The sequence below is a fragment of the Streptomyces sp. AM6-12 genome, from assembly GCF_044327085.1.
Lineage (GTDB): Bacteria > Actinomycetota > Actinomycetes > Streptomycetales > Streptomycetaceae > Streptomyces.
The window spans coordinates 943,482-969,130 of sequence record NZ_JBIQWN010000001.1; the positions used below are offsets into that span (position 1 = coordinate 943,482).

A 25,649-nucleotide genomic window follows, 5' to 3' on the forward strand; every position below is an offset into this window, starting at 1 on the left:
GACGCGGGCTCGGGGTGGTGTGGCGTGCGGTGGTGTGGCGTGCGCCCCTGTCACTCGCTGGGTTGCAGCGGGCTCTCCTCAGGCACCGCCACGCCCAGCCGTGCCTGTTCCTCCTCGACGATCCGGCGGGCCAGCTCGGTGTCGGACACGTCGACCGCGTCCGGCGTGGACTCGGCCACGGCGCTGCGGCGCGCGTAGGCGTCGAACAGGCGGGTCTTGGCCGCCAGCATCCTCACCAGGCGTTCGTCCACGCCCCCGGTGGCGAGCAGCCGGTACACCCGTACCGGCCTGACCTGCCCCATCCGGTGCGCCCGGCCCACCGCCTGGTGCTCGATGGTCGGCTTGAGCTGGGGTTCGCAGAGGACGACGACGGACGCGGCCTGCATGTTGAGGCCGACCCCGGCCGCCTGGATCTGCGCGAGGAGCACCGCGGGGCCCGCGGCGGCGGCGAAGTCGTCCACGAGCTGCTGGCGCCGCGCGGCCGGGACGCTTCCGGTGAGCGGCCCGAACAGGGCGGTGTGGTCGGCGAGTTCGTCCCGAACTACGCCCAGCACGTCCTTGAAGTAGGAGAAGACGACGGTCTTCTGCCCGTTCTCGCCGGCCTCCCGGACGATCTCCCGGAGCCGGTCCAGCTTGGCCGACTTCTCGGGGCGCGTGTAGGCGGCCCGGCGCATCGCCATAAAGTTGCCCTCGCGTACGGCCTCCCGGTACGCCTCCTCGTCCGAGGCGCTGAGTTCCTCCCACTCGTCGGTCTGCTGGAGGCTGGGCAGTTCGGTGAGGACGTCCGCCTGGTTGCGCCGCAGATAGACCGGGGCGACGGCCTTGCGGAAGGCCACGGAGCCGGCTGGCGCGTCCCCCTCGCCCAGGGAGTCCGCTATCCCGCGGTGCAGCATGCCGACGAGGTTGCGGAACTCGACGACCCTGTTCTCCATGGGAGTTCCGGTCATGAACAGGGCGCGCTCGCAGCGCTCCGCCCATCCGGCCACGGCCTGGGACCGCTTGGCCTTCGGGTTCTTCACGCAGTGCGCCTCGTCCACGACGAGGAGTCCGACCTCGCCGCCGCCCGGCAGCGGGAATCCGCGCAGGGCGTCGAACGTGGTCACCGCGACCCCGCCGCGGCCCCGCCAGTCGGCGAACGCCTCGTGCCGGTCGGGTCCGTGCAGCACGGTGACGCGCAGCACGCTGCGGGCCTCGATCTCGCGGGTCCAGTTGACGAGGACGCTCGCCGGGCAGACGACCATGAAGTGGCTCCGGCCCTCGGCCGCGAGGTGTGCCAGTACGGCGATGGCCTGGATGGTCTTCCCGAGGCCCATCTCGTCGCCGAGGATCACCTTGCGCTGGGCGAGCACGAAGCGCGCGCCGAACGCCTGGTAGCCGCGCAGGGAGACCCGCCGGTGCGTCTCGGCGAGGTGCTGGGTGCGCACCCGTTCGGCGACCTCGTCCGGCAGGAAGCCCTCGGCGGCGGCCGCGTCGGGTTGCCGGCCGGAGATCTCGGCGAGCAGGCCGTAGTACTCGGCGGAGCGGAGTTCGAAGTCCACCCAGGCGGCGACGTCGGACGAGGCTCCGCGCAGCAGGTCCACCGAGGTCTGGGCCAGCGCTTCGGGCAGGCCCGCCTGCTGTGCCTCGGCCACCAGCGCGCGGATCCCGGCGAGCGCGGTCAGGGCGCGGGCCCGCTTGTCCCGCCCGGCGAACAGCATCCTGAACCGTCCGGTGGCGGGCTTCGCGTCGGTCAGCAGCGGGCCGAGGCGCTTTGCGAGGGCCGCGGCCTCGTCCACCGTGCGCCGGGCCGCCGGGCCCGCTTCCACCAGGACGTGCAGGGCCTGGACCAGGGCGGTGGTCGCGGGTTCCGGGTGGTCGACGTCGATATGGACGGCCACGGTCTCGTGCACGGCCTCGGACAGCCGCCGGGCCGCGGCGAGCATCTGGTCGACGGTGCGCTGTCCGACGCCGGGGATCTGGCGCAGCCGGTAGGGGCCGGCCTCAAGGACCTGGCCGACCGTGCGCAGCCCGCTCTTGTCGACGTTGCCGAGCCGCAGCCGTCCCTCGGTGACGTCCTGGAGCCGGGCGACGGGTATGCCGTCCAACTCCCTTTTGGCCAGCGCGTCATGGATCGGCTTCAGCGCGGCGCGCACCGCGTCGACGGCCCTGCCGTGATCACCGGCCACGGCCTGCGCCGCCTCGAACAACCGCACCCCACCGGCAACCGCCTCCCGCCCCTCGTACCCCACCCGTCCCGCCCCCACTCCTCGTCACCAAACTCACGCGCCCCCAGGAACATAAAAGATTCCCATACGACGGGGGGTGTGGAGGTCGGGACCAGGTGGGGAGGCCGGGCCGAGGACGCCGTCCCGTTACCGGACGCGGCCGTCGAGCACCTGCCGCTCGACGGCCGGGTACGGATCGTCACCCCGGCGCGCTCCCGTACACGGCAGATCCAGGCTCACGAACACCGGCGCGGGGACTCATCGGCCGGCGGTCGTCCGCCACTCGGCGGCGGAGCTGGGCGGCAGCAGGTCCGCCGAGGCCGGACGGTCGGCGTCGAGCACCTCGGTGGCGATGCGGACGAAGTCCCAGACCTCGACCGCCGGGTCGGCCGGATCGAGGAGCGTGCACAGCTCGTCCCAGCTCAGCCGCGTGCCGCCGGAGACGGCGAAGCGGAGACGGGCGAGGGCGTCCGGCCCGGCGGCCGGCTCGACCCGCTTGAGCGCGGCCTCCAGGTCGAAGTCGCTCGCCGGGATGCGGGCCTCCAGCCGGGCCACTTCCGCGTGCGCCCGCCGGGTGGCCGCCTCCGCGTCGGCCGCCCGCACCTCGGCGAGCAGGGCCCGGCGTTCGGGCCGGTCGAGGAAGATACCGATCTCCCGGACGATGTCGGCCGGCTCGTCGGCGACGTGCACAAAGTTGATGATCTTGTTGGGCGGGTCGAGAACGGTCCGCAGATGCTCGGGGCCGCGGGCCTCGGGGTCGGCCGAGCCCTTGAGGTCGGCCAGCCGGACCGAGCCGGGCACCGCGGCGTCGCGGCGGTCGTCGCGCACGATCAGCAGCACCGAGTCGGTGACGCTGTGCATGAGCGTCATGAGCGCGAGCCGGTCGGTGGTGTAGACGTGCCAGTTGTAGCGCCACAACTCGCGCATCGAGTGCCGGTTGTGCCGGATGGGCGCGCTGGCGAGGATGCTGAACCCCTGGTCGGCGAGGTAGCGCAGGGTCCGCTCGGCCCGGCGCCCGGCCATGCCGTCGCACTTGAAGCTCAGCAGGCCGAGCGGGGCCAGCGCGTCGGCCGCGGCCCGGTCCCGGCCGGTCCCGGCCGCCGGGGCGGCGCCGGTGGCACCCGCCGGAGCGCCGAGGACATCGAGGGCGTCGGACCAGCACTCGCGGAAGTAGAGGTCCTCCGCGAACAGTTCGGTCTTGGTGGACGACACGGTCAGTGCAGGCCACACCTCCGCGTCCGGCATCCGGCTGTCGCGGGCGACGGGTGCGCTGGTCATACGTTCTCCCTCTGCCGGCTCTGGCCGCCGGCGCTCACGTGCGGCTGCGGGGCGGATACCCATGACTGGGGATCAGGGTTGGTCAGCATCTTCGGGTGACCGGGCTCGTCGTACTCGATGACATAGGTGCCCAGCGCGGCCAGGTCCCAGCGGTCGGGGTGCGCGCCGGCCGCCGCGAGGTCCGCGAGGAAGGGCCGCCACTCGACGCGCTCGCCCCGCGCCATGCGCGCCAGCCGGTGCCGCGCCGCGTCCGCCGCGCGGCCGGGTCCCGCGGCCTCGACCGCACGGGTGACCCGGTCCAGTACGTCGGCGAGCGCCAGGGACCGGCTGGGGGCGGCGAAGCGCTCGCGCGCGCGGTCCAGGGTGGCCTGGTCCTCCGCGGTTGGGGCGCCGCCGGCCAGGCTGTCCAGCAGTGCGCGGCGGTCGGCGGCGTCGACGAGCAGACCGAGCTCGCGCAGGAGGTCCGCGGGCTCGTCGGCGACGTGGACGTAGCTGAGGACGCGGTTGGGCTGGCCGAGCAGCGCGCGCAGGGTGCCGGGCCGCTGCGCCTCCAGGGTGGCGGAGCCCTTGAGCGTGGACAGCCGCACGGTGCCGGGGAGCGGATGTCCGGACTCGCTGCGCAGCAGCAGGAGGAGGGCCGGGCCCGCGCCGAGGAGCAACTCGTTGACGGCCAGCCGGTCCAGCGTGGCCGAGGTGAGCTGGTAGCGCCACAACTCCCGCCAGTGGAAGGGCTGGAAGCGGAACTCGCGGGCGGCGGTCACGGTGAATCCGTGCTCGCCCAGGTAGTCCAGGACGGGGATCAGCCGGCCCGCGGCCAGGCCGTCCGGCTTGAGCATCAGCAGGGCGCCGTCGCGCAGGGCGGCGGGCAGCCGTTCGGCGAGGACCTCCTCGGCGTCGCTCAGCCCCTCGCGGAAGTACGTCTCCCGGGCGTACAGCTTCCTCTTCGTCTGGCTGCGGGTCAGCGCCGACCAGTCGAGCGTTGCCATGAGGCCTTCCCCCGTGACGGTTCCGTTTGCTGGCACGGGGGGATGCTAGCAGCTCCGCATTCCGAGACCGGATCACGTGAGACGCTCTTTTTTAATTCCTCCGGCCCGGCAGCCCACCTGAGACAAATATCGTGCCGCATGCGCCGCACACTCCCCGACAGAAGAGATGTTTACGGGTCAATACGGACAGGTTTAGGACGCGTCCGGAGCGGTTCGGTAAAGAAGTACCGGGGGTGATCGGAATATCGGGCTCCCTGGTCGTCCTTGACGGTCGCGGTCGGCATCCGGCTAATCTCCGGGCTGTGGGAAGCCCTTCCCGCACTCAACCGACAAAGGAGGGTGGTCGACATGCGCGAAGCTGTTTCCACCGCTGTGCAGAGCAGCAACTTCAACCTGAAGAATGAGGTTGTCGAGCTCATTCCTTCCGGTGTTGCCGCCGGGCGCGCCGTCCTGGGCATCCGTGAGCTGGAGGCCTTCCGTGCCGCCGGTTCCTTCGTGCCCGCCTCGAAGCACGGCCTCGAGGTCATCACCGGCGCGAGCTGCGAGACCGGCGCCCAGTAACACCCAGCCGGGTGGGCCCGTCCTTTTCGGTCGGCGCCCGCCCGGCGTTTTTCCGGGGCCACTCGCCCTCCTCCTTTCAACCATCACATTCGACGTCGGAGGAAAAGGTCATGACCGACACCTCGTCCCGCGCACTCCCCACGGTTTCCGTTGTGACCTCGCATGGTCGGCAGCAGCTGAGCGGCTCGGCCGACGAGCGCCTCATCGACATCCTCAACCGGAACCGGGTCCCGTGGTCCGCGGTCGCGGCCTATGTGCTGCCGGAATCCGGCGGCGACCCGCGCCTTTCGCCCTCGCTCGACCGCACCCTGGCCGAATTCGAGGACGCCTCCGAAATTCTGCTGTACTTCAACCGGAACGTCAATCCGTTCAATTTCTCGATCGAGGACTTCAAGACCATCGAGAGCGACAATCCGGGAGCGGAGGCCACCGAATACGTCTACCAGCGGCTCGACAACGAATCGGGGACGGCGGAATCCTTCCTGAAGAAGCTGAGCCCCGAGGAGTGCCGGCAGATCATCGCCGACCGGGTCGGCGACACCATCCGCGAGCACCTTCCGCAGGGCGCGGACCTGGTCGTCGGCGTCAGCGGCGGCGGTGACAGCAACGCCCTGCTGTACGGCCTGAGCCAGCTCTCCGACCACGGCATCACCGTCCATCCGGTCATCCTCAAGGGAATTCCGGACTGGGACGCGGGTGTGCCGCGGGCGCAGGCCCTGTGCGAGAAGTACGGTCTGGAGCTCACCGTCGTCGAGGCGGACGAGGTCAAGCAACTCCTGGGTATTCCGGCGGACTCCGTCGACCTGATCGACCGGTTCGAGCGCGAATTCCAGGGCGACGACTTCGAGTTCCTCGGCACGCTGCTGATCCGGCTCGCGCTCTCCAAGGCCGCCCGCGACATCGGTACGCCGTACATCGCCACCGGTGTGAACCTGGAGGACATCGTCTGCGAGAACCTCTACCGGGTCACCACCGGTCTCAAGCCGGCCGCGTTCCCCGCCCGGCAGATCGGCGAGACGACACTCGTACTGCCGCTGTGGCTGTGCCCCAAGCGCATCATCGACGGCTGCTTCCCGAAGTTCTCGCTGGAGAACTACGACGCCCGCTACCCCTGCTTCTCCCTCGGCCGGAACCTGTACTACAGCGTCGTCTACGCGATGCAGTCCCAGTTCCCCGGCTACCTGGAGCAGGTGGCCCGCGGTCTGTCCCAGCTGAGCATGAAGGACCCGGTCGAGTACACGTACAACGAGCAGCTCGGCTTCCACGTCGAGCGCACGGTGCCCTTCCCGCTGCTGCGCAGGTTCCAGAAGATGCTCAGCGGCGCGCAGCCCACCGCCGGCTGACGGGCGGGGAGGCGGGCATGACCGCGCACTGTGTGGTCGTGGTCGGCGGCGGCCCCATGTGCACGTACGCCATGGCGCATCTGGCGGCCGTGCTGCCGGACGCGCCGCCGGCCGGACCGGTGCGGATCGTGGTCTTCGAGCGGGGCGGCCGGCCGGGCGCGGGCGAGGTCCACAGCGACGTACAGCCCCCGACCGGCTATCTCAACCGGGTGGCCGGACAGATCGCCTTCGCCCCGGACGAGTCGAGCAACCCGCCGCGCAAGCTGCTGCCCGGCACGCTGCGGCCCACGTTCCAGGAGTGGTGTGCCGAACGGTACGCCGCCACCGGCCACGCCGACTTCGACCTGCGCCCGCACGAGGTGCCCAAGCGGTACGTCCACGGGCTGGCCCTGCGCGAGATGTTCCAGTCCTACGCGGACCGGCTGCGCGAGGTGGCCGGTGTCACCGTTCAGGTGCGGGAGACCGAGGTCACCGGCGTCCGCCGCACCGGCGCCGGGCAGCGCCCCGGTGCCGGGAGGTTCCTGGTCCGGGCCGCCGACGGCGGTGACGTCGTCGCCGACGAGATCCTGTTCGTCACCGGGCACTCCTGGAACACGCCGGCGCCGGGCAGCGAGGAGGAACTGCTCGCCGCCCACCGGGGCTATGTGCCCACCCCCTACCCCCTGGCCGAGCGGCTGACCGAGCCCGCGGTGCCGCCCGGCCGGCCCGTGGCGGTACGCGGACTCGGGCTCACCGCCATCGACGTCTTCCTCCAGCTGACCGAGGGCCGCGGCGGCACCTTCGCCACCGACCCGGACGCGGCCCCGCACGGACTGCGGTACCGGCCGGCCGGCCGTGAACCGTCGGTGATCGTCGCCGTCAGCCCGAGCGGGGTGCCCGTCTCGGGCCGGCCGCTCAACGGCAAGGTGGCCGATCCGGCCCGGCTGGAGCACACCGGGGAGTTCTTCACCGTCGAGGCGGTGCGCACCCTGCGCTCACGCGTCGGCACACCCGTGCCGGACGGGCGCCGGCAGCTCGACTTCGACCGGCACCTGTTCCCGCTCGTCGCGCTGGAGATGGCCTGGGTGCATCACCGGACCCTGCGGGACGGGACGGCCGTACGGCGGCTGCGCGCGGCGGTGGAGCCCGCGCACCGGGACTTCCTGGCCGGTCGGGGGCCGTGGGGTGAGGCGGGTGCGGACGCGCTGATCGCGGCGCTGGAGGCCCCGCTCGGCGCGGCGGAGCCCGGCCGGTTCGACTGGCGGGCGCTGCTCGACCCGCTGCCCGCGTCCTCGGCCCGGCGCGGTGACGACGGTGCGGACTGGGCCCGGCGCAGCGCCGACCACCTGCGCCGCGATCACCTCGACGCGCTGGAGGGGAATCTGCGCAACGCCGCGAAGGCGGCCTGCGACGGGGTCTGGCGCGACCTGCGGGCGGTCTTCGGCGAGGCGGTGGACTTCGGCGGGCTGACCCCCGATGCGCACCGCCGCTTCGTCCGCGTCCACCTGCGCCACTACAACCGCCTCTCCAACGGTGCGGGTCTGGAGCCCATGCGCAAGGTGCTGGCCCTCCTCGACGCCGGACTGCTCGACCTGTCCGTGGGGCCGCAGCCGGCGGTGCGCCCGGCCGGGGACGGAGCCACCGGCGGGTTCACCGTGACGGGCGGCCGGACGGGGGTCGTGCGGGCGGTGGACACGGTGGTCGAGGGCCGGGTCCATCCGTTCGACCCCCGCCGTGACGTGCTGCCGCTGTACCGGTCCCTGCTGGACGCCGGTCTGGTGCGGCTGTGGCACAACCGGGGGCCGTTGGGGTCCGACGACTTCGTGCCGGGCGCGCTGGACCTCACCGAGCGCTTCCACCCGGTGCTGCCGGACGGCTCCAGCGAGGACCGGCTCACGTTCCTCGGTGCGCCCGCCGAGGGGCTCCGGGTCTTCCAGCAGAGCGCCGCCCGGCCCCGTTCCAACAGCTCGGTCCTCTCGGTGGCCGCGGACTGGGCGGAGGAGGCGGCGCAGCGCATGCCCCGCCCGAAGGATCCCCGTTCCCGTATGCAGAGAGATGGTTGACGCGTTGACTCGGCACTCCCACATGAGGCTCGGCGCCTTCCTGTACCCGACCGGCTATCACGTGGCGGCCTGGCGCCACCCCGAGGTGCCCGCCGACGCGGGTGTGAACTTCGCGCACTACGCCGAGCTGGCCCGGACGGCGGAACGCGGTGCGCTGGACTTCCTCTTCCTGCCGGACAGTTCCGCGATGCGCGGGGCGGACCTGTCGGAGCTGAGCCGTACCGCCATCCGGTACGTGGCCCAGTTCGAGCCGCTCACCCTGCTGGGGGCCCTGGCCGCGGTCACCGAGCGGATCGGGCTGACCGCCACGGTATCCTCCACCTACAACGAGCCCTATCACACGGCCCGGATGATCGCCTCCTTGGACCACATCAGCGGGGGCCGGGCCGGCTGGAACCTGGTGACGTCCCAGAACCCGTTCGAGGCCTACAACTTCGGCCTGCCCCAGCACCCCGAGCATGACGCGCGCTACCGGCGGGCGCAGGAGTTCGCCGAGGTGGTCAAGGGGCTGTGGGACACCTGGGACGACGACGCCTGGGTCCGTGACAAGGAGTCCGGTCTGTTCTTCGAGCCGGAGGGCGTCCGGCCCCTGGACCACCGAGGGGAGCACTTCTCGGTGCGCGGGCCGCTGAACATGCCGCGCACTCCGCAGGGGCACCCGGTGACGATACAGGCGGGCTCCTCCGGGCCCGGCCGTGACCTGGCCGCCGCCACCGCCGACGTGGTGTTCACCGCGCAGCACGACAAGAACGACGTGAAGGCCTTCACCGAGGACGTCCGGGCACGCGCCGGGAAGCACGGCCGTGACCCCGACTCCTTGCAGGTCCTGGCCGGAGTGTTTCCCTTCGTGGGCCGTACGCGGGCCGAGGCCGAGGAGAAGGCGCAGCGGCTGCGGGAGCTGATCCAGCCCGAGGTGGGGCTGGACCTGCTGGCCAGCGAACTGGGGCACGTCGACCTCTCCGGCTGCGACCTGGACGGGCCGTTGCCGCGGCTTCCGCCCTCCAACTCCGGGCAGAGCAGGCGGGATCTGCTGGTACGGATGGCGGCCGACGAGGGCTTGAGCGTCCGGCAGCTGTACCAGCGGGTGGCCGGCTCTCGGGGTCACCGGCAGGTCGTGGGCACGGCGGAGTCGATCGCGGACGACCTGGCGGACTGGTTCGAGAGCGGTGCCGTCGACGGCTTCATCGTGATGCCCCCGTCCCTGCCCGACGGACTGGACGACTTCGTCGACCTGGTGGTGCCCGAGTTGCGCCGGCGCGGGCTGTTCCGCAGCGCGTACGAGGGCAGCACGCTCCGCGACCACCTCGGACTGCGGAGGCCGGGACGGTGACCGGGGCCGAGGACCAGGCGAGCGTGACGGAATTCCTTCAGGTGGCACGGCGGGCCGGGCTGACGGTGCCGGCCGAGTGGCTGGCCGGGGCCGCCGCGTCGTACGCGGAACTCATGGTGTTCGCCGACCTGTTGCGTGATCCCGGTCGTCCGGCCGGCCACGAGCCGTCGGCCGTGTACCGCCTCACCGTGGAGGACGACGATGCCTGAACCGCGCGAACCGCACGAACTCTCCGTCGCCGAGGCCGGTGCGCGGCTGCGTTCGGGCACGCTGACCTCGGCCGAACTGACCCGGCACACGCTGGCGCGGATCGCCGAGGCCAATCCGGTGCTGCACGCCTTCGTCACCGTGACCGAGGAACGGGCGCTCAAGGACGCCGACCGTGCCGACCACGAGCTGGCGGCGGGGCTCGACCGGGGCCCGCTGCACGGTATCCCCTACGCCCTGAAGGACATCTTCGACACCCGGGGCATCCGCACCACCAGCCACTCCTGGCTCATGGCGGAGCACATACCGGACGAGGACGCCGAGGCCGAGGCGCGGCTGCGGGCCGGCGGGGCGGTCCTGGTCGGCAAGCTGGCCACGCACGAGTTCGCGCTCGGCGGGCCCAGCCCGGAACTGCCCTTCCCGCCCGCGCGCAATCCCTGGCACACCGATCACTTCACCGGTGCCTCCTCCTCGGGCGCCGGTGCGGCCGTGGCGGCGGGGCTGGTGCGGATCGCCATCGGCTCCGACACCAGCGGGTCGGTGCGCGGCCCGGCCTGCCACTGCGGCACCGTGGGCCTGAAACCCACCTACGGACTGGTGTCCCGGCGGGGCGCGTTCCCGCTGTCGTACGCGCTGGACCACATCGGTCCGCTCGGCTGGACCGTGCGGGACACCGCGCTCGCCACCCAGGTCATCGCCGGGTACGACCCGCGTGATCCGGGCAGCGTCCGGCGGCCGGTGCCGGACCTGACGGCGGGTCTCGGACAGGGGGTGCGGGGGCTGCGCATCGCCTATTCGCCGTGCTGGTTCCGTAACGACCCGGCGACCTCGCCGGAGGTCACGGCGGCCATCGAGCGGGTGCTGGCGGAGCTGGCCCGGCGCGGCGCCACCGTCCACGAGGTGGAGCCTCCGCCGTACCGGCTGTTCAACGCGTGCGGGCGGGTCATCATGGCCGCCGAGGCGTACGCCGTCCACGAGGCCGACCTGCGGGAGCGGCCCGGCTCCTACGGCCGGTACACCTATCAGCGGGTCGCGCCGGCGGCGGGCCTGAGCGCGGCCGACCTGGTGCAGGCGCACCGGCTCCGCCAGGAGTTGGCCGACGCCGTGCGGCGCACGGTCTTCGACCGGTACGACGTGTGGGTGACCGCGACCGGGCTCGCGCCGGCGCCCCGGCTGGACGCCTTCCCGGTCGACTGGCCGCCGCCGCGGGAACTGACCGCCATGCAGACCATCCCCTTCAACGTCACCGGCCACCCGGCCCTGGCGCTGCCCGCCGGCCGGTCCGCGAGCGGACTGCCGCTGGGCATGCAGATCGCGGGCCGGCCCTTCGACGAGGTGACGGTGCTGCGGGTGGGCTCGGCGGTGGAGGAGATCACCCGGCACCCGGACGAGCGGCCGGCCGGGTTCACGGTACGGGCGGCGGCGGGCGGAGCGGGGGTCTGATCCGCGGCTGCCCGCGCCCCGGCCGGCGGCGAGGGGTCAGCCCTCCGTCAGCCAGCCCGACTCCAGGAGCGCGTCGAAGAGGCGGTCCGTGGTGGCGGGGTCCAGGGGGCGGCGCAGACCGTACGACGTCTCGGTGACGATCCGCTCGCGGTCGCGCGCGCCGTCGGCCCGGATCGCGAGGTTGAACAGTACCGACAGGTGGTGCTTGTCATCGGCGATCATCCCGCCGAGCACCGTCCGTGTGGTGACGGGGAGTTGGCCCAGCATGGCCCGCAGATTGAGCGGCCCCGGCCAGTTCCGGCGCACCGGGGGGCCGGCCGCGGCGGGGCCCGGCCCGGCGAGCAGGCGCGCCTCGGCCGCCGGCGCTCCGGCGGCCAGCGCCCGAAGAGCCGCGGCGCGGCGCGCCACATGGTCCATCAGACCGCGGGACCAGCCGTCGTCCGCGCCCCCACTGTCCCGCGCCAGGCGGGCCACCGCCTCCTGCTCGGTGCGGCACCAGCGCTCCACCACCGCGCTCCGCGCCGCCGGGTCGGGCCCGTCCGAGGCGAGCAGGTGGGCCAGGGCGGCGCCGGCCACGCAGGAACGCGTCATCTCCACCGCGGAGACCTTGTCCGGGGAGTCGCCGGCCGAGTGGTTGAACCGGTCGGCCGGGTGGCAGAACTGGACGGCGGGCCGGTCGACGGAGGGGTCGGCGTACAGCGCGTGGTCGGAGAAGCCGAGGAACGGCGACGGCTGCCAGGTGCCGGGGCTGTCGGCCGTGGCCGTGAACACCTGCTCCACCACGTGCTCGGCAAGGGGCGCGAGCAGGGTCGGCGTGGTCTCCGGCGGCCGTTCGACGACGAACGGCGAGCGGCACAGCGCCTGGTCCTCCCCGACCATGTCGAGGTTGATCAGCGCCTGCGGCAGACCGCCGCCGCCCGGCTGTGAACGCCCGTGCAGGACGGCCGCGTTGCCGAGGAACTCGGCGCCCCAGAAGAACCTGATCGGGCGCCGGACGCCGTACCGGGCGTCCGCGCGCCGCAGCCGGGCCAGGGTGTCGGCGATGCCGAGCAGCGCGGCGACCCCGGACGCGTTGTCGTTGGAGCCGGGGCGTGGATGGCACAGGTGGGCGGTGAGCCAGATCTCCCCCGCGTCGTCGTCGCCCGGCAGTACGCCACTCACCAGGGGCATGGCGGCGGTCCTGTCCACCGTGACCTCGGCGTGGGCGACCGCGCCCCGCTGCGCGGCCGCACTGGCCTGCCGGAACCTCTCAGGGGTGAGGCTGAAGCCGAACAGGGCGCTGTCCGGGGGGAGTTCGATACGGCCGACGTACGGTGCCGCCGCGCTGCCCTTCCACGGTGCGTCCGTGAGGAGACCGAGCGCTCCGGCGGCGGTCAGCTCGGCCGGCAGGGAGCCCCGTACGAAGGCCGCCCGGTCCACCACCGCGATCGCCCCGGCCACGGCGGCACCGACCGGGTCGTTCCCGCGGACCGGTACCAGCCGGGCGACGGCGCCGCCCTCGGGGGTGGCGGCGGAGTAGGTCGCCACGGCGAAGGGCTGCTCGGCGTGGTCCGTCCGGAACACCACGGCGGTGTCCGGGCCCGGTCCGGCGAACACGGTCAGGCGGGCGTCGAGCGGTGTCCAGGAGACGGGGGCGCGGAAGGTCCACCACTGCGGCTCGCCGTCGGCGGGATAGCGCCGCACGCCCACGTCGGCCAGCCCGGCCGCCGCGGCTGACTCGGCCACCAGCTGGGCGGCGCGCTCCAGGCCGAGCGACGCCTGGTAGCGGTCATGGGCGCTCACCTGCTCGACGTGGTCCATGACGGCGTCGATGGGCACCGAGCGCAGGAGCCGTCGGACCAGAGAATCGTCCGAAATCTGTGAATAGCCCATGGAAGGTACTCCGGAGCAAATCGGATCGGATACCGGCGCCCCCATCTTTACAGAGCCCGAAGGCGCCTCGGCAATCGCGGACTTGTCTCACGTCGTGCTCGTTCTTCCCGCGGGCGGCAGAGCCGGAACGCCCCGTCGGCAACCCCGCTCACCTGCGGCAACGTCAACTACCCTGCTGTAGTTCAACTGTTGACTGTCTCATGTGGACCTTGACGGGCCCACCGCGCGGCTTGTTGCATTCCGTTGTCGGAATTCGGGAATGCCGAGGGCGACTTTCCCGCCCGAGGCATTCCAGAGATTTCGCAGGGGAGGTGAATGATATGCGCAAGTACGCCAAGCCGGCTGCCAAGGAGGTCACCTCCGGCACCGTCCTGAAGATGGTCGTCTGAGTGTGCTCGGACGATCCCTTGCCGCGCCCGGTCCCGGCCGGGCGCGGCAAGCCCGGTGCCGCACCGGCACCGGACCCGGCGCCCATCCAGTCTCCGCAGCGAGCGAGGTAGAAGTATGTGTGGCCTGTCCGGCATCGCCCGAGTCGACGGCCGTCCCGTTGGTGAGGAAGCGGACGCCCTGCTCCGCCGGATGGCACGCGCGGTGGCTCACCGGGGCCCCGACGACGAGACGTACTTCCGCTCCGGCCCGCTGGGCCTGGGCTTCGTCCGGCTGTCCCTGGTCGACCCGGAGGGCGGTGCGCAGCCCCTCGCCACGGACGACGGCGGCCTGGTGCTCATCGCCAACGGCGAGATCTACAACCACCGCGAGCTGGCGGCCGGTCTGCCCGCCGGCACCCGGCTGCGCACCCGCTCCGACTGCGAGGTGCTGCTCCATCTCTACCGCCGCGACGGTCTGCGCTTCCTCGACCGGGTGCGCGGCATGTTCTCGCTGGTGCTGTGGGACCGCGACCGCGGCCGTCTGGTGTTCGCCCGCGACCGGTTCGGCATCAAGCCGCTCTTCTACCACCTCAACCGCGAGCGGGTCGTCTTCGCGTCCGAGATCAAGGCGCTCTTCGAGGACCCCGACTGCCCGCGCGACCTCGACTGGGACAGGGCGCTGGGCGACCAGCTGCTCAGCATGGCGCCGGTGACCGACGACAGCCCGGCCCACTCCTGGTTCAAGGACATCGAGCTGGTGCCCGCCGCGTCGATCGTCACGCTCGACCTCAACGACGGCTCCCGCTCCACCCACCGCTACTGGGACTTCCCCTCCTACGAGGGCGACGCGGCCGCCTCCGAGTCGCAGCTCGTCGCGGACTACGGCAGGATCCTGGCCGAGAGCATCGACGACTGCCAGATGGCCGACGTCGAGATCGGCCTCTTCCTCAGCGGCGGCATCGACTCGGCGGCCGTGGCGGCGCTCGCCTCCCTCAAGCCGCGCACGTTCACCGCGCTCAACGGCAGCACCCTCGCCAACGGCGACGCCGAGTCCGCGCACCACATCGCCGGCGTCCTCGGCCTGGCCAACCACCAGGTGCTGCTGGACTCCTCGCACACCCCCTCCGCCGAGGAGTGGAAGCGGCACCTGTGGCTGCTGGAGACGCCGCTCGCGGGCCCCGAGACGTTCTACAAGTACGAGATGTACCGCTACGTCGGCGCCCACGCACCCGAGATCAAGGCCATGCTGCTGGGTGGTGGCGCCGACGAATTCAACGGCGGCTACTCGAAGACCATGGCGGGCGGCGGCGAATGGCCCGACTTCGTGCGCAACGTCGACGCCCTCGGCACCGCCCGTGACCGCGCCCTGCGCCCGGACGTCGGCGCGTGGTGGGACGGGGCGGGCCGCTCCATGGTCAGCGCCCGCTATCTGCGCGACGTGGCGGGCCGGCCGGCGAGCGACCCGTACGCGGAGCTGTTCCGCTGGAAGTACCGCGATGTCCAGCTCTACAACTGCTGGCACGAGGACCGCACCGCGGCCGGCAACGGCATCGAGGCGCGGGTGCCCTTCCTCGACCACCGGCTGATCGAGCTGGTGGCGGCCGTACCCGAACCGCTGCGGGCGAACCTGGTGTGGGACAAGCAGATCCTGCGCCGGGCCATGGTGGGCATCCTGCCGCCCGAGATGGTCAACCGCCCCAAGGGCCCCTTCTTCTACGGCAGCGGCGAACACCTCACCTACCGCACGTTCCTGCGGATGCTCGCCCAGAACGGCGATCAGCTGCTCGACGAGGCGCTCGCCAGCGACGCGGCCCGCGAGCGCCTGGACGCCGACCAGGTCCGCGCCCAGTTGCGCAGGCTGGAGCAGGACCCGTCGGCCGGCCATGTGGAGCTGCTGCTGCGCGTGGTCAACCTCGGGCTGCTGGAGCGGATGACCCGCGATCTGCCCACCCCGCACGTCGAGTCCCGCAAGGCGCCGGTGCCGCAGAGCGTCCCGGTGACCGACTGGGCGGCCGAGCGGGAGGCCGTCGAGGCCCGCGTGGTGCGCCGCCCGGAGGTCACGCAGGAGCAGGTGCTGGAGCTGCCCGAGCACGTCCTGCTGCTGCACTCCGCCGACGAGCCCGCCGTGTGGTACCTCGTGGTCGACGGCAGCATCGAGTACGTGCTGGACGAGGTGGAGAACCCCGACTGGCTGCGGTTCCTGCACGCCCTGGACGGCAAGCGGCCCTACGGCGAGCTGGTCGCCGCGCTCGGCGCCGATCCCGCCGCCGTGACCCCGCTGGCGGCCGAGGCCCTGGAGCTGGGACTGCTGACGTCGGTGGTCCGCGCGGAATGACCAGGCGTGGCCAGGTGCGCAACCCCGACACCGCCCTGGTGCAGGGCCCCTGGGAAGCGCTGGCGGCGAAGTCGGCCCTGCTCGGCTGCCTGGAGGGACTGGAGGAGCTCGGGCTGCTGCCCGTCGTCCACCTCGCCGTGACGTGTGCGGGGTCCGTCGCCCGCGGCTGGGCCAACGAGGGCAGCGACTACGACTTCAACGTGATCGCCACCGGACCCTGGCACGGGCCCGCCCTGCACGCCATCCCGGTGCCGCTGCGGCCGGCCTCGGTGCCCGTGGCGGTGGCGGACGTCGACGGACGCCGCTGGGAAGTCACGTACTGGCTCGACACCCAGGTGGACCAGATGCTGGCGAAGGTGACCTGGGAGCGGTTCGAGGAGCGCACCGTCGCCTCCGACGTGCTGACCGGGGCGGAGGAGCGGTTCCTGGAGCAGCTGGCCACCTGTCTCACGCTCAGCGGCACCTCATGGGTGCGCGGCCGGCGGCTGGAACTCGGGGCGACCGCCTTCCGCGCCTTCGTGACGGCACGTTCGCTCGCCGAGGCGGACGCCTCGATCGAGGACGCGCTCGGCCAGCTCGCCGCCGACGACGCCGACAGCGCCGTGCTGTCCGCCCGCAAGGCGTTCGGCCACGTGGTCGACGCACTCCTGGAGAGCCACGGGGCGTTCGGCTCCCGCACGCCCAAGTGGCGGGCCCGGCGGTTCCACGAGGTACGGCCCCGGCAGCTGTCGTACGAGGACTACTGGGCGGTGGAGACCATGCGCGACCTCCCCCACGACCGGCCCGGAGGCTGGGTCACCCGAGTCGTGCAGCTATGCAGAGATCTGTCGATCGATGTGGAGATTCACTGATGAGAGACCCGGAGTTGCAGCCGGACAGCGTGGTGCGCCGCCGGATGGAAGCCCGTACCCGCAAGTACCGCGGGAAGCTGTACATCGCCGTGCAGGACCAGGCCCTGGAACTGGACGACGTCGCCCAGGCCATCTTCCGCCGCATCGACGGCACGTCGACGCTGCGGCAGGTCGCGGCCGGGCTCGCGGAGGAGTACGGCGTCGGGGTCGACGAGGCCACCGCGGACACCGTGGACTTCGCCGTCCAGCTGCTCGGTCACGGAGTCGTGGAGGTCGTGGCGTGACCGCGGCCGCACGCGGGGGCTTCTCCGGGAAGGGCCCGGCATGTGCGGGACGGTAGGGATGTTCGTCGGCTGCTCGGCCCTGTCGTACTGTCCCCGGCGCCTGCTGCGCGCGCCGTCGCCCGATCCGGGGACGGCGCAGGGGACGGAGGGCGGCGAGACCTCCGCGGAGGCCGACGGCGCCGATCCGGCCGTCGCGAGCGGCGAGCCGGCCCCCTACCGCAGTCCCTTCCGCAGCTGGTACGAGCGCTCCAGCGTGCGCAGCGCCCCCCGGCGGCTGCTCGACGCCGATCCCCGCGACGGCGGTCCGGCACCCTGGCTGTTCCCGCCCGACCTGGTACCGGTCACCCGGCACCCGCTCGTCCGCGACCTGCCCGCGCCGCAGTTCCAGGAGGTGCTGGTCCAGCACCTGTACCGGTACCTGGACTTCACCGCCAAGCTCGAGTACCTGGTCGTCAACCGCACCGTGCTGGGCATCGCGCGCGGCACGGTGGGCGTCCCGGTGCCCGGCGAAATGCGCCTCGACGCCTACAAGATGTACTGCGACGAGGCGTACCACGCGCTGTTCTCCGCGGATCTCGCGGACCAGGTGCAGGCGGTGACCGGCACGACCCCCCGACTGCCCGGGGAACCCTTCTTTCTGCGGCGGCTGAGCCATCTGCTGGCCGAGCTGCCGGCCGGTGAACGGCCCCTGGCCGAACTGCTGTTCGTGATCGTCTCGGAGACCCTGATCTCGGCGAGTCTCGCCGAGATCCCGCAACGCGAGGCGGTGGCCCCCGCCGTCACCGGCACGATCCGGGACCACGCCCTCGACGAGGGCCGCCACCACGCCTACTTCGCACACTTCCTGCACCGCCTGTGGGCGCACCTCGAACCGGCGGAGCGCGAAACGGCCGGCCGGCTGGTGCCGGCGCTGATGGACGCCTTCCTGCGGCCCGATCTCGACGCGCTGCGCGAGGAACTCACCGCTTACGAGCTGACCGGCGACGATGCCGAGCAGGTCCTCGCCGAGGTGTACACGCCCGAGGTGCTGAGCAGCCACGCCCGTGCCACCTCCCAGCAGACCCGGCGCTACTTCCGGGAACTCGGCGCCTTCGAGAGCGCCGCCGCCCGGGACGCGCTGGCGGCGTACGGCCTGCTCGACTGAGGCGGGCCGGACCGGACGCCGGCCGGCTGCGCCCCGCCCACGGGCCGGCGGGCGGTGCCGGGTGTCCAGCTCCCCGGCACCGCCCGCCACACATCAGCCGCGGCGGGCCGCCGTCACCCGTTCGCCCCGTGCTCGACCACCGAGCCGTCCTCGCGCGTCAGCAACGGCATCTCGCCCTTCAGTACGGTCCGCTCGGTGACCGTCACCCGTGCCACGTCCTCCAGCGACGGCACGTCGTACATCACCGGCAGCAGCGCCTCGTCGAGGATGGCCCGCAGACCGCGGGCCCCGGTGCCCCGGCTGAGTGCCTGGTCGGCCACCGCCTCCAGCGCTCCGGGCTCGAAGGCCAGTTCCACGCCGTCCAGTTGGAACAGCCTGCGGTACTGGCGCACCAGGGCGTTCTTCGGCTCGGTGAGGATGCGCAGCAGCGCCTCCCGGTCCAGCTGGGCCACCGAGGTGACCATCGGCAGGCGGCCGATCAGCTCCGGGATCATCCCGAACTTCACCAGGTCCTCGGGGGTCACCTGGGCGAAGAGGTCGTCCGCCGCGGTCTGGTGCCGGGACCGGACGCTGCCGCCGAAGCCGATGCCCTTGGCCCCGACACGCGCCTCGATGATCTTCTCCAGACCCGCGAAGGCGCCGCCGACGATGAAGAGGATGTGCGAGGTGTCGATCTGGATGCCCTCCTGGGCGGTACGGCTGCGGCTGCCGGCGACCGCACCGGTCCCCCGCCCCGGCGGGGCGACGGTCACCACCGAGCCTTCGAGCACCTTCAGCAGAGCCTGCTGCACTCCCTCGCCGGAGACATCACGCGAGACAGCCGGACCGTCGCCCCGGCGGCCGATCTTGTCGATCTCGTCGATGTAGACGATGCCGGTCTCCGCCCGGCGCGGGTCGTGGTCGGCGGCCTGGAGGAGTTTCATCAGGATCGCGTCCACGTCCTCGCCCACGTAGCCCGCCTCGGTGAGGCCGGTGGCGTCGGCGATGGCGAAGGGGACGTCGAGAATCCGGGCCAGGGTCTGGGTGAGCAGGGTCTTGCCCGAGCCGGTGGGCCCGAGGAGCAGAATGTTGGACTTGGCCAGTTCGACGTCGTCGTCGTCCACGGCCGCGCCGCGCACCCGCTTGTAGTGGTTGTAGACGGCGACGGAAAGCGACTTCTTGGCGCGCTCCTGGCCCACCACATAGGTGTCCAGGAATGCCCGTATCTCACGTGGCTTCGGAAGGCCGCCGGCGAGACCTGCCTTTCGTCCCCCGTTTCTCGTTTCCGCGACCACTTCCGCGCACAGGTCGACGCAGCCGTCGCAGATGTGCACGCCCGGCCCGGACACGATCTTCAAGACTTCGTCTTGTCTCTTCTCGCAGAACGAGCAGGTGAGCTGAGTGTCACGCATGCCGACAACCGTCATTGGGTGAACTCCTTCGTGCGGTCGCGAAACATCGGGTGCGCGGAACACGCCCAACCCGCCCGTGGTATCGATCAATTGAGGATAGGCCAGCTCAATCGGGGGGCCTGGGTTGCGAATAGTGAGACGTCCGTCGCACGGCCCGCACAACTCTGGCAGGATGGAGGCGAGTTAATCAATGCGTCCGAGGAGTCACATGACCGCGGTATCCCGAGTCGTAGCCCGTGAAATCGTCGACAGCCGTGGCAATCCCACCGTCGAGGTCGATGTCACCCTTGAGGACGGCTCGTTCGGCCGCGCCGCGGTCCCGTCCGGAGCCTCCACCGGTGCCAACGAGGCCGTCGAACTGCGCGACGGGGACCGGTCCCGGTTCCACGGCAAGGGCGTGCGCAAGGCCGTCGACGCGGTCAACGGGCCCATCGCGGAGGCGCTGCGCGGCCTGAACGCCGTGGACCAGTACCTCGTCGACGAGACGATGATCAGGCTCGACGCCACGCCCAACAAGGGCGCCCTCGGTGCCAACGCGATCCTCGGTGTCTCGCTCGCCACGGTGAAGGCCGCCGCCGCGGCCCACCGGCTCCCGCTGTACCGCTACGTCGGCGGTGTCGGCGCGCGCACCCTGCCGGTGCCGATGATGAACATCATCAACGGCGGTGCCCACGCCGACAATCCGATCGACTTCCAGGAGTTCATGATCGCGCCGGTGGGCGCGGCGAACTTCGCCGAGGCCGTGCGGATGGGTTCCGAGGTGTTCCACACCCTGCGCAAGGCCCTGGCGGAGGCCGGCCACAACACCAACGTCGGGGACGAGGGCGGCTTCGCGCCCAACCTGCGCTCCGCCGACGAGGCCCTGAGCTTCGTGGTCCGCGCGATCGAGCAGACGGGGTACGCCCCCGGCGAGGACATCGTCCTCGTGCTCGACCCGGCCACCTCGGAGTTCTTCCACGACGGGGTGTACGACTACGCGGGCGAGGGCGTCAAGCGCTCGGTCGAGGAGCACATCGCCTACCTCACCACGCTCGTCTCCCGCTACCCGATCGCCTCCATCGAGGACGCGATGGCCGAGGACGACATCGAGGGCTGGAAGCAGGTCACCCGCGAGCTGGGCGGCAAGATCCAGCTCACCGGTGACGACGTCTTCTGCACCAACGTCGAGCGGCTGAAGGACGGCATCCGCGACGGCTACGCCAACTCCATCCTGGTCAAGGTCAACCAGATCGGTTCGCTCAGCGAGACCCTCACCACCGTGGAGACCGCGCACAAGGCCGGGTACACCGCGGTGATGTCGCACCGGTCCGGTGAGACCGAGGACACCACGATCGCGGACCTCGCGGTCGCCACCAACTGCGGTCAGATCAAGACGGGTTCGCTGTCCCGTTCCGACCGCACCTCCAAGTACAACCAGCTCATCCGGATCGAGGAGGAGCTGGGCTCGCAGGCCCTCTATCCGGGCAGCAGCGTGCTCCGGGTGCGCTGACACCGGCACTCCCCCTCACGACCGGCCTGCGGGCAGGCCCCGCGCCCGCCCGCAGGCCGTCACCGATCCGGAAGGCGGTCCCCCTCCATGCCCCTGGCCATCGGCTCGTACGAGAAGCTGGGCGTCCTGACCGACGGGGCGGACCTGCTCAACCTCGCCTGGACGCAGGACGAACGGGACCTGCTGGGCGCGGACGTCATGACGGTGGTGGCGCAGGAGCTGACCGCCGAGGTGGCCGAGGCCCTGCCGTACACCGGTGACTACATGGTCAAGGACCCGTACGGTGAGGGGGTACTCGGTCCGGTGGTCGCCGACTTCTTCGGGCGGCCCGGCTGGTCCGCGTCGGTGACCTGCGGCGCCGGGGTCGGTCCGCTGCTGCACGACCTGAGCCTGCTGGCCGCCGGGGCTACGGTGGAGGTTTTGACCGACGTCTACCCCGACCACCCGCACTGGGTGGCCAGGGCGGGCGGCCGCTGTGTGCCCTTCGGCGCCGGGCCGCCCGGTGACATCGTGCTCCTGGAGCGTCCCGCGCTCGCCGACGACCGCTTCGCCGGTCTCGACGCGGTGCGCGAGTTGTGCACGGACACCGCGGAGCGGGGTGCGGTGGTACTGATCGACGAGTCCAACGCCAACTACTGCCCCGCCGGGTTCAGCGCGGCGAACCTCGCCGCGGAGGTGTCCAACCTGATCGTCGTGCGCGGACTGTCCAAGGCGTACGGCCTCGGCGGGGTGCGTCTCGGCTACTGCGTCTCGTCCGCCGCCCTGACCGGGGCGGTACGCGGCGTGGTGGCGCCGCTCGGCGCCTCGTCGCTGTCGCTGCGCATCGGACGGCGCGTCCTCGGACTCGGCGACGTGACCTCCGGTCTGCGGGCCCGCATCGCGGCGAACAAGCCTTACGTACGTGACCTGTTGACGGCCGCCGGGCTGCCCGAGCCGGTCGCGGCGGCGGACGGCCTGCCCTATGTGATCTTCCCTGAGAAGCCGCAGGTGGTGGTGGAGTCACTGCTGTCCCGCGGTATCCAGGGCAAGGTGCAGCCGGTGTGGTCGGCCCGGACCGGCGCTCTCGTCGCGGTCGGCCGGCTCAGTGTCCCGCTCGCCGCACACCGGCTGGCCGAACTGGAATCCCGCCTGGACCGCACGGCCACTCCCTGAAGGGCTCACGGCACGCATGCGGCCCTCCTCGGGCTACTCGGCGGTGACGATGCGCCCGGCGGGGCGGGCTTGGAGGTCGGCGGGGAGCACGACGGACCTCCGGCTGCTTCCGGACACCTCCGTCGGATGCGCGGACCCGGAACTCGCGGGCTCAGAACTTGCTGACATGACGTGACTCCTCCGCGCTCTTGACGACGGTGGCGAGATCGGCGCCGCCCGCCGAGGCCACCGCGGCCGCGACGGCGCCCTCCACGAAGGGCACGTCGGCGATGACGACATCCGGGCGGCGATGGTCTTCGAGGACCGCACGCGCCGTCAGCACCGCGCTGCCCAGATCCGGCACCACCACGACTCCGGCCCCCCGGTCCGCCGCGCCGAGCGCCTCGCGGACACGGCGGTAACTGGTGCCCAGCCCGCCGTGGTCGTCACCTCCCGCGGCGACGACCGGCACGCGATCCGGCCCGATCTGCGCGACCAGCTCTGCCACGCCGTCAGCAAGCTTTACGCTGTGTGACACCAGGACGATGCCGACGGACGGGTTCATGAACGCGTAGCCTAAATATCAGAACATGATTCATCAATACAGAACCCACACCGGAGCATGAGGAAAAGAGCGTGGTGGTTGAGTCGGTCAGGCGTGCCGTCCACATCCTGCGGGAACTGACGGCCGCACCACGGCTGGGCGTCACCGAACTCGCCGAGCGCGTCGGCGTCTCGAAGTCCGCCGTCCACGGGCTGCTGCGCACCCTTGAGTGCGAGGGTCTGGTGGGGCAGGACCCCGAGTCCGGCAAGTACCGCCTGGGCCCGGCCCTGGTCACGTTCGGCAACGCCTACCTGGACACGCACGAGTTGCGCACCCGTGCGGTGACCTGGTCCGACCTGCTGGCCGCCCGGACCGACGAAGCCGTCTGGGTGGGCGTGCTGGTCCGGGACGAGGTGCTGGTGATCCATCACGCGCTGCGCCCGCAGGGAGGCGTGCAGGCGCTGGAGACCGGAGCCAGGCTGCCCTGGAACGCGTGCGCCCTCGGCAAGGCCATCATCGCCTTCTCCGCCCCCGAGGCGCGCAAGCGCGCCCTGGACGGGCCCCTGGACTCGCTCACCGGCCGGACCGTGACCGAACCGGCGGAGCTGACCGCCCAGTTGGAGCGTGCCCAGGACGTCGGCTACGCCCTGGAGAGCCAGGAGTCGACGCTGGGGGACGCCGGCATCGCGGCGCCCGTCTTCGACCGCACCGGGGCGGTCGCGGGCGCCATCGGGGTGGTCGGTCCGGTCGAGCGGCTGCTCGCCGAGCCGAACCGCGAGGCGCACGCGATCGCGACCCGCGAGACGGCACGGAACCTTTCGCGCGAACTGGGAGCGTCCCGCGCCACCGGACGCCAGACCATCGGCTGAACAGGACATCTCTCCCCTGAAACCCCTGCCGACCAGCGAAAACCGTCGATTGTCGGGCGTGGCCGTCCCTTGACAGCAGGGGTACGGAAATCTAACTTTCAGGTAATCGTTCAGCGATGGAGAACGGTGTTCTGATCGCGAGGATGAGTTGGCTCAGGTACCGCGTTCGTCATGACCGGGCGTGCACGGGTCTGACGACCGCTCGGTGCGAGCGGCCGCTCATGGTAGGGGGCGTCCTGAAGAGGCTGATCAACACGGCCGCGGCGTTAGCGTCCGACACGCTCACCGCGAGAGCGTCCGCCCACCCCGGCCCACGCCGTCCCGCCGGGACCCGGGTGGCCGGGCGCGCGGGCGGTCCGGCGTCCGTCTCGAGCGGGACGGCGCGCTCCACCTCGTCCATCTCCCGCCGGATCCGGCCTGGTTGCCCGCGGCCGCCGTACCGGGCACGGCCGGGCCGTCCCCCGTACAGACCCTCCCGCAGACGCCGGCCGGCCATGGCGTCAGCGAGTCGGGCGCGGCAGACGTGCCCTTCACCGTCCGCCGCGCCGGCTCCCACCTCCTCGACCTCTGCACGACACCCGTGAGCACCCCGGCACCGCACTGCGGCTGCCGCGGGTGGCACAAGCTGACGACCACACATGCACGGGAGGACGACCGTTGGACCCCGCACGGATACACGAGTGGCTGTGCACGACGGCAGTGCTGATCGACCAGGAGAAGGACCGGCTGACCGACCTGGACGCAGCCATCGGCGACGGTGACCACGGCGTCAACATGCAACGCGGATACGCCGCGGTCGTGCGGTCCCTGGAGGCGGGCGGAACGGACGGCGCGACGGCGGGCCGGCTTCTGGTCGCCGCGGGCGACACCCTCGTCTCGACCATCGGAGGGGCCTCCGGACCGCTGTTCGGCAACTCCTTCAAAGCCCTGGGCAAGGCCCTCGACGCACCCGGAGCGGAGACCGACACGCGCCGGCTCGCGGCGGCGCTCGCCGCGGCCCGTGACAGCATCCAGCGCCTGGGCGCCGCCCGGCCGGGCGACAAGACCATGTACGACGCGTACGGGCCGGCCGCCGACGCGTTCGCCCGCGAGGCCGCGGGCGGAGCCGGACTCGCGGCCTGCGCGCAAGCCGCGGCCACGGCCGCCGCCGAGGGGGCGCGCGCCACCGTGCCGATGCAGGCCCGCCGCGGCCGCGCCTCCTATCTCGGCCTGCGCAGTGTGGGCCATCAGGATCCGGGCGCGGCCTCGACCGCGCTGATCTTCCGTGCCCTTGCGACCGCCTTGGAGGCCAAGTGACCCGGTACCCGCAGACGGTCTCCCCGTTGCGACAGACACCCGCTCCCGGCGCCGCACGTCTGCCCGAGTCGCCGGGGCCCCACCCGCAGTCCCAGGCGACGACGCCGGGCGCGGGCCGTTTCGCGTGGCTCGCCCCCATGGTGCTGTGGCCGCTGGCCCGCCCGTACCTCCCGCGCCCCGCGGCGCGGCCACAGGGTGGCGGCACCCAACGCGCCGACGACGAGGCGATGTTCGCCGCGATCGTGTACGTCCTGGTGAGCGGGGTGCCCTGGCGGGCGTTGCCGAAGGCGTTCACCGTGTCCTGGCAGAACACGCACCGCCGTTTCACGCAGTGGAGCGAGGCCGGTCTGTGGAACCGCATCCGCGAGTCCTCCCGCAGGCCGCAGATGCCCGGTCACACCCGCCAGTGGGCCGACATCATCGGCGCCCTGGCCGAGGAGCGGCTGAACCGCACCGCGCCCGCCCCCGCCCGGAGCCCTCAGGCGCAGCCACGGCGCGGCGAGGGCCTCAACCCCCGCATCCGGCTGCATCAGCCGGGTGATCTCACGGTCCGTCTGTTCGGCCCGACCCGCGCCCCGGCGGAGGCCGCGGGCCAGGCATTGCGCCGGGTCCAGTGAGGGCCGCCGGGTGGAGGATGCCGCGGACAGCGCCGGCGATGTCCCAGGCGCCGCCGGGCCGACG

General features: G+C 72.2%; 21 protein-coding genes. 15 read left to right on the forward strand and 6 right to left on the reverse strand.

The features are described 5' to 3' along the window. Nucleotides 1–50: 50 nt before the first annotated feature. From ACE4Q9_RS04210 to ACE4Q9_RS04220, 3 genes are all read right to left on the reverse strand, one after another. Nucleotides 51–2,228, reverse strand: coding sequence for a DEAD/DEAH box helicase (locus tag ACE4Q9_RS04210; RefSeq protein ID WP_397982860.1), 2,178 nt, complete (start codon nt 2,226–2,228; stop codon nt 51–53). 234 nt (nt 2,229–2,462) lie between these two features. Continuing rightward, the gene (locus tag ACE4Q9_RS04215; protein ID WP_397982861.1) at nt 2,463–3,482 is read right to left on the reverse strand and encodes a hypothetical protein; all 1,020 of its coding nucleotides are present in this window, start codon (nt 3,480–3,482) and stop codon (nt 2,463–2,465) included. After that, nucleotides 3,479–4,468 (reverse strand): hypothetical protein, encoded by a 990-nt coding sequence (locus ACE4Q9_RS04220; RefSeq protein ID WP_397982862.1) that lies wholly within the window; start codon nt 4,466–4,468, stop codon nt 3,479–3,481. The genes ACE4Q9_RS04215 and ACE4Q9_RS04220 overlap by 4 nt, the downstream gene beginning before the upstream one ends. A 348-nt stretch (nt 4,469–4,816) precedes the next feature. Here ACE4Q9_RS04220 and ACE4Q9_RS04225 point away from each other — a divergent pair, with 348 nt between their 5' ends. The 6 genes from ACE4Q9_RS04225 to ACE4Q9_RS04250 all read left to right on the forward strand — a co-directional run bounded on the left by ACE4Q9_RS04225 (nt 4,817) and on the right by ACE4Q9_RS04250 (nt 11,394). Further along, on the forward strand, nt 4,817–5,029 hold the full coding sequence (locus ACE4Q9_RS04225; protein ID WP_397982863.1) for a hypothetical protein: 213 nt from the start codon (nt 4,817–4,819) through the stop codon (nt 5,027–5,029). A gap of 152 nt (nt 5,030–5,181) precedes the next feature. Then, nucleotides 5,182–6,372 (forward strand): hypothetical protein, encoded by a 1,191-nt coding sequence (locus tag ACE4Q9_RS04230; RefSeq protein WP_397982864.1) that lies wholly within the window; start codon nt 5,182–5,184, stop codon nt 6,370–6,372. Nucleotides 6,373–6,389: 17 nt separating this feature from the next. After that, nucleotides 6,390–8,414 carry an FAD/NAD(P)-binding protein gene (locus ACE4Q9_RS04235; RefSeq protein ID WP_397982865.1) on the forward strand — a complete coding sequence of 675 codons (2,025 nt, stop codon included), beginning with the start codon at nt 6,390–6,392 and terminating at the stop codon, nt 8,412–8,414. A gap of 4 nt (nt 8,415–8,418) precedes the next feature. Continuing rightward, a complete protein-coding gene (locus tag ACE4Q9_RS04240) occupies nt 8,419–9,744 on the forward strand; it encodes an LLM class flavin-dependent oxidoreductase (protein WP_397982866.1) in 1,326 nt (441 codons plus the stop codon). 23 nt (nt 9,745–9,767) lie between these two features. Next, nucleotides 9,768–9,953, forward strand: a complete 186-nt coding sequence (locus ACE4Q9_RS04245; RefSeq protein ID WP_397982867.1) for a hypothetical protein — start codon at nt 9,768–9,770, stop codon at nt 9,951–9,953. Then, nucleotides 9,946–11,394, forward strand: coding sequence for an amidase (locus ACE4Q9_RS04250; RefSeq protein WP_397982868.1), 1,449 nt, complete (start codon nt 9,946–9,948; stop codon nt 11,392–11,394). Before ACE4Q9_RS04245 ends, ACE4Q9_RS04250 begins: the two co-directional genes overlap by 8 nt. Before the next feature lie 36 nt (nt 11,395–11,430). Here ACE4Q9_RS04250 and ACE4Q9_RS04255 read toward each other — a convergent pair whose 3' ends face one another. Beyond that, nucleotides 11,431–13,266 (reverse strand): M28 family peptidase, encoded by a 1,836-nt coding sequence (locus ACE4Q9_RS04255; protein WP_397982869.1) that lies wholly within the window; start codon nt 13,264–13,266, stop codon nt 11,431–11,433. 504 nt (nt 13,267–13,770) lie between these two features. On the opposite strand from ACE4Q9_RS04255, the gene asnB reads away from it, so the two are divergent. Genes asnB through ACE4Q9_RS04275 form a run of 4 tightly spaced genes read left to right on the forward strand, consistent with a single transcriptional unit; the run spans nt 13,771 to nt 18,248 of the window. Continuing rightward, on the forward strand, nt 13,771–15,969 hold the full coding sequence (gene asnB, locus ACE4Q9_RS04260; RefSeq protein ID WP_397982870.1) for an asparagine synthase (glutamine-hydrolyzing): 2,199 nt from the start codon (nt 13,771–13,773) through the stop codon (nt 15,967–15,969). After that, nucleotides 15,966–16,820, forward strand: a complete 855-nt coding sequence (locus ACE4Q9_RS04265) for a hypothetical protein (RefSeq protein WP_397982871.1) — start codon at nt 15,966–15,968, stop codon at nt 16,818–16,820. The genes asnB and ACE4Q9_RS04265 overlap by 4 nt, the downstream gene beginning before the upstream one ends. Continuing rightward, nucleotides 16,820–17,104 (forward strand): PqqD family protein, encoded by a 285-nt coding sequence (locus ACE4Q9_RS04270; RefSeq protein WP_397982872.1) that lies wholly within the window; start codon nt 16,820–16,822, stop codon nt 17,102–17,104. The genes ACE4Q9_RS04265 and ACE4Q9_RS04270 overlap by 1 nt, the downstream gene beginning before the upstream one ends. Before the next feature lie 40 nt (nt 17,105–17,144). Then, a complete protein-coding gene (locus tag ACE4Q9_RS04275; protein WP_397982873.1) occupies nt 17,145–18,248 on the forward strand; it encodes a diiron oxygenase in 1,104 nt (367 codons plus the stop codon). Nucleotides 18,249–18,361: 113 nt separating this feature from the next. Here the strand turns inward: ACE4Q9_RS04275 and clpX are convergent, their stop codons facing one another. Further along, a complete protein-coding gene (clpX, locus tag ACE4Q9_RS04280; protein ID WP_397982874.1) occupies nt 18,362–19,654 on the reverse strand; it encodes an ATP-dependent Clp protease ATP-binding subunit ClpX in 1,293 nt (430 codons plus the stop codon). Nucleotides 19,655–19,847: 193 nt separating this feature from the next. On the opposite strand from clpX, the gene eno reads away from it, so the two are divergent. Continuing rightward, on the forward strand, nt 19,848–21,128 hold the full coding sequence (gene eno / locus ACE4Q9_RS04285; RefSeq protein ID WP_397982875.1) for a phosphopyruvate hydratase: 1,281 nt from the start codon (nt 19,848–19,850) through the stop codon (nt 21,126–21,128). A gap of 87 nt (nt 21,129–21,215) precedes the next feature. Beyond that, the gene (locus tag ACE4Q9_RS04290) at nt 21,216–22,280 is read left to right on the forward strand and encodes an aminotransferase class I/II-fold pyridoxal phosphate-dependent enzyme (RefSeq protein WP_397982876.1); all 1,065 of its coding nucleotides are present in this window, start codon (nt 21,216–21,218) and stop codon (nt 22,278–22,280) included. A 151-nt stretch (nt 22,281–22,431) separates the two neighbouring features. On the opposite strand, the gene dhaM is transcribed toward ACE4Q9_RS04290, so the two are convergent. Beyond that, nucleotides 22,432–22,824: a dihydroxyacetone kinase phosphoryl donor subunit DhaM gene (dhaM, locus tag ACE4Q9_RS04295; RefSeq protein WP_397982877.1), complete on the reverse strand. Its 393-nt coding sequence runs from the start codon at nt 22,822–22,824 to the stop codon at nt 22,432–22,434. A 71-nt stretch (nt 22,825–22,895) separates the two neighbouring features. Between dhaM and ACE4Q9_RS04300 the strand changes: the two genes are divergently transcribed. The 3 genes from ACE4Q9_RS04300 (at nt 22,896) to ACE4Q9_RS04310 (ending at nt 25,585) form a co-directional block, all read left to right on the forward strand. Then, nucleotides 22,896–23,672 carry an IclR family transcriptional regulator gene (locus ACE4Q9_RS04300; protein ID WP_397982878.1) on the forward strand — a complete coding sequence of 259 codons (777 nt, stop codon included), beginning with the start codon at nt 22,896–22,898 and terminating at the stop codon, nt 23,670–23,672. A gap of 657 nt (nt 23,673–24,329) precedes the next feature. Continuing rightward, entirely contained in the window at nt 24,330–24,968 is a 639-nt protein-coding gene (gene dhaL / locus ACE4Q9_RS04305) for a dihydroxyacetone kinase subunit DhaL (RefSeq protein ID WP_397982879.1), read from the forward strand. A 26-nt stretch (nt 24,969–24,994) separates the two neighbouring features. Beyond that, nucleotides 24,995–25,585: a transposase gene (locus tag ACE4Q9_RS04310; RefSeq protein WP_397982880.1), complete on the forward strand. Its 591-nt coding sequence runs from the start codon at nt 24,995–24,997 to the stop codon at nt 25,583–25,585. Nucleotides 25,586–25,649: the final 64 nt, after the last annotated feature.

Bases quoted from the DNA above. Each gene is read 5' to 3' on its own strand.
- ACE4Q9_RS04215 (WP_397982861.1), bottom strand. From the start codon at position 3,482: ATGACCAGCGCACCCGTCGCCCGCGACAGCCGGATGCCGGACGCGGAG.
- ACE4Q9_RS04220 (WP_397982862.1), bottom strand. From the start codon at position 4,468: ATGGCAACGCTCGACTGGTCGGCGCTGACCCGCAGCCAGACGAAGAGG.
- ACE4Q9_RS04225 (WP_397982863.1), top strand. From the start codon at position 4,817: ATGCGCGAAGCTGTTTCCACCGCTGTGCAGAGCAGCAACTTCAACCTG.
- ACE4Q9_RS04235 (WP_397982865.1), top strand. From the start codon at position 6,390: ATGACCGCGCACTGTGTGGTCGTGGTCGGCGGCGGCCCCATGTGCACG.
- ACE4Q9_RS04250 (WP_397982868.1), top strand. From the start codon at position 9,946: ATGCCTGAACCGCGCGAACCGCACGAACTCTCCGTCGCCGAGGCCGGT.
- ACE4Q9_RS04255 (WP_397982869.1), bottom strand. From the start codon at position 13,266: ATGGGCTATTCACAGATTTCGGACGATTCTCTGGTCCGACGGCTCCTG.
- asnB (WP_397982870.1), top strand. From the start codon at position 13,771: ATGTGTGGCCTGTCCGGCATCGCCCGAGTCGACGGCCGTCCCGTTGGT.
- ACE4Q9_RS04265 (WP_397982871.1), top strand. From the start codon at position 15,966: ATGACCAGGCGTGGCCAGGTGCGCAACCCCGACACCGCCCTGGTGCAG.
- ACE4Q9_RS04270 (WP_397982872.1), top strand. From the start codon at position 16,820: ATGAGAGACCCGGAGTTGCAGCCGGACAGCGTGGTGCGCCGCCGGATG.
- ACE4Q9_RS04275 (WP_397982873.1), top strand. From the start codon at position 17,145: ATGTGCGGGACGGTAGGGATGTTCGTCGGCTGCTCGGCCCTGTCGTAC.
- clpX (WP_397982874.1), bottom strand. From the start codon at position 19,654: ATGACGGTTGTCGGCATGCGTGACACTCAGCTCACCTGCTCGTTCTGC.
- eno (WP_397982875.1), top strand. From the start codon at position 19,848: ATGACCGCGGTATCCCGAGTCGTAGCCCGTGAAATCGTCGACAGCCGT.
- ACE4Q9_RS04290 (WP_397982876.1), top strand. From the start codon at position 21,216: ATGCCCCTGGCCATCGGCTCGTACGAGAAGCTGGGCGTCCTGACCGAC.
- dhaM (WP_397982877.1), bottom strand. From the start codon at position 22,824: ATGAACCCGTCCGTCGGCATCGTCCTGGTGTCACACAGCGTAAAGCTT.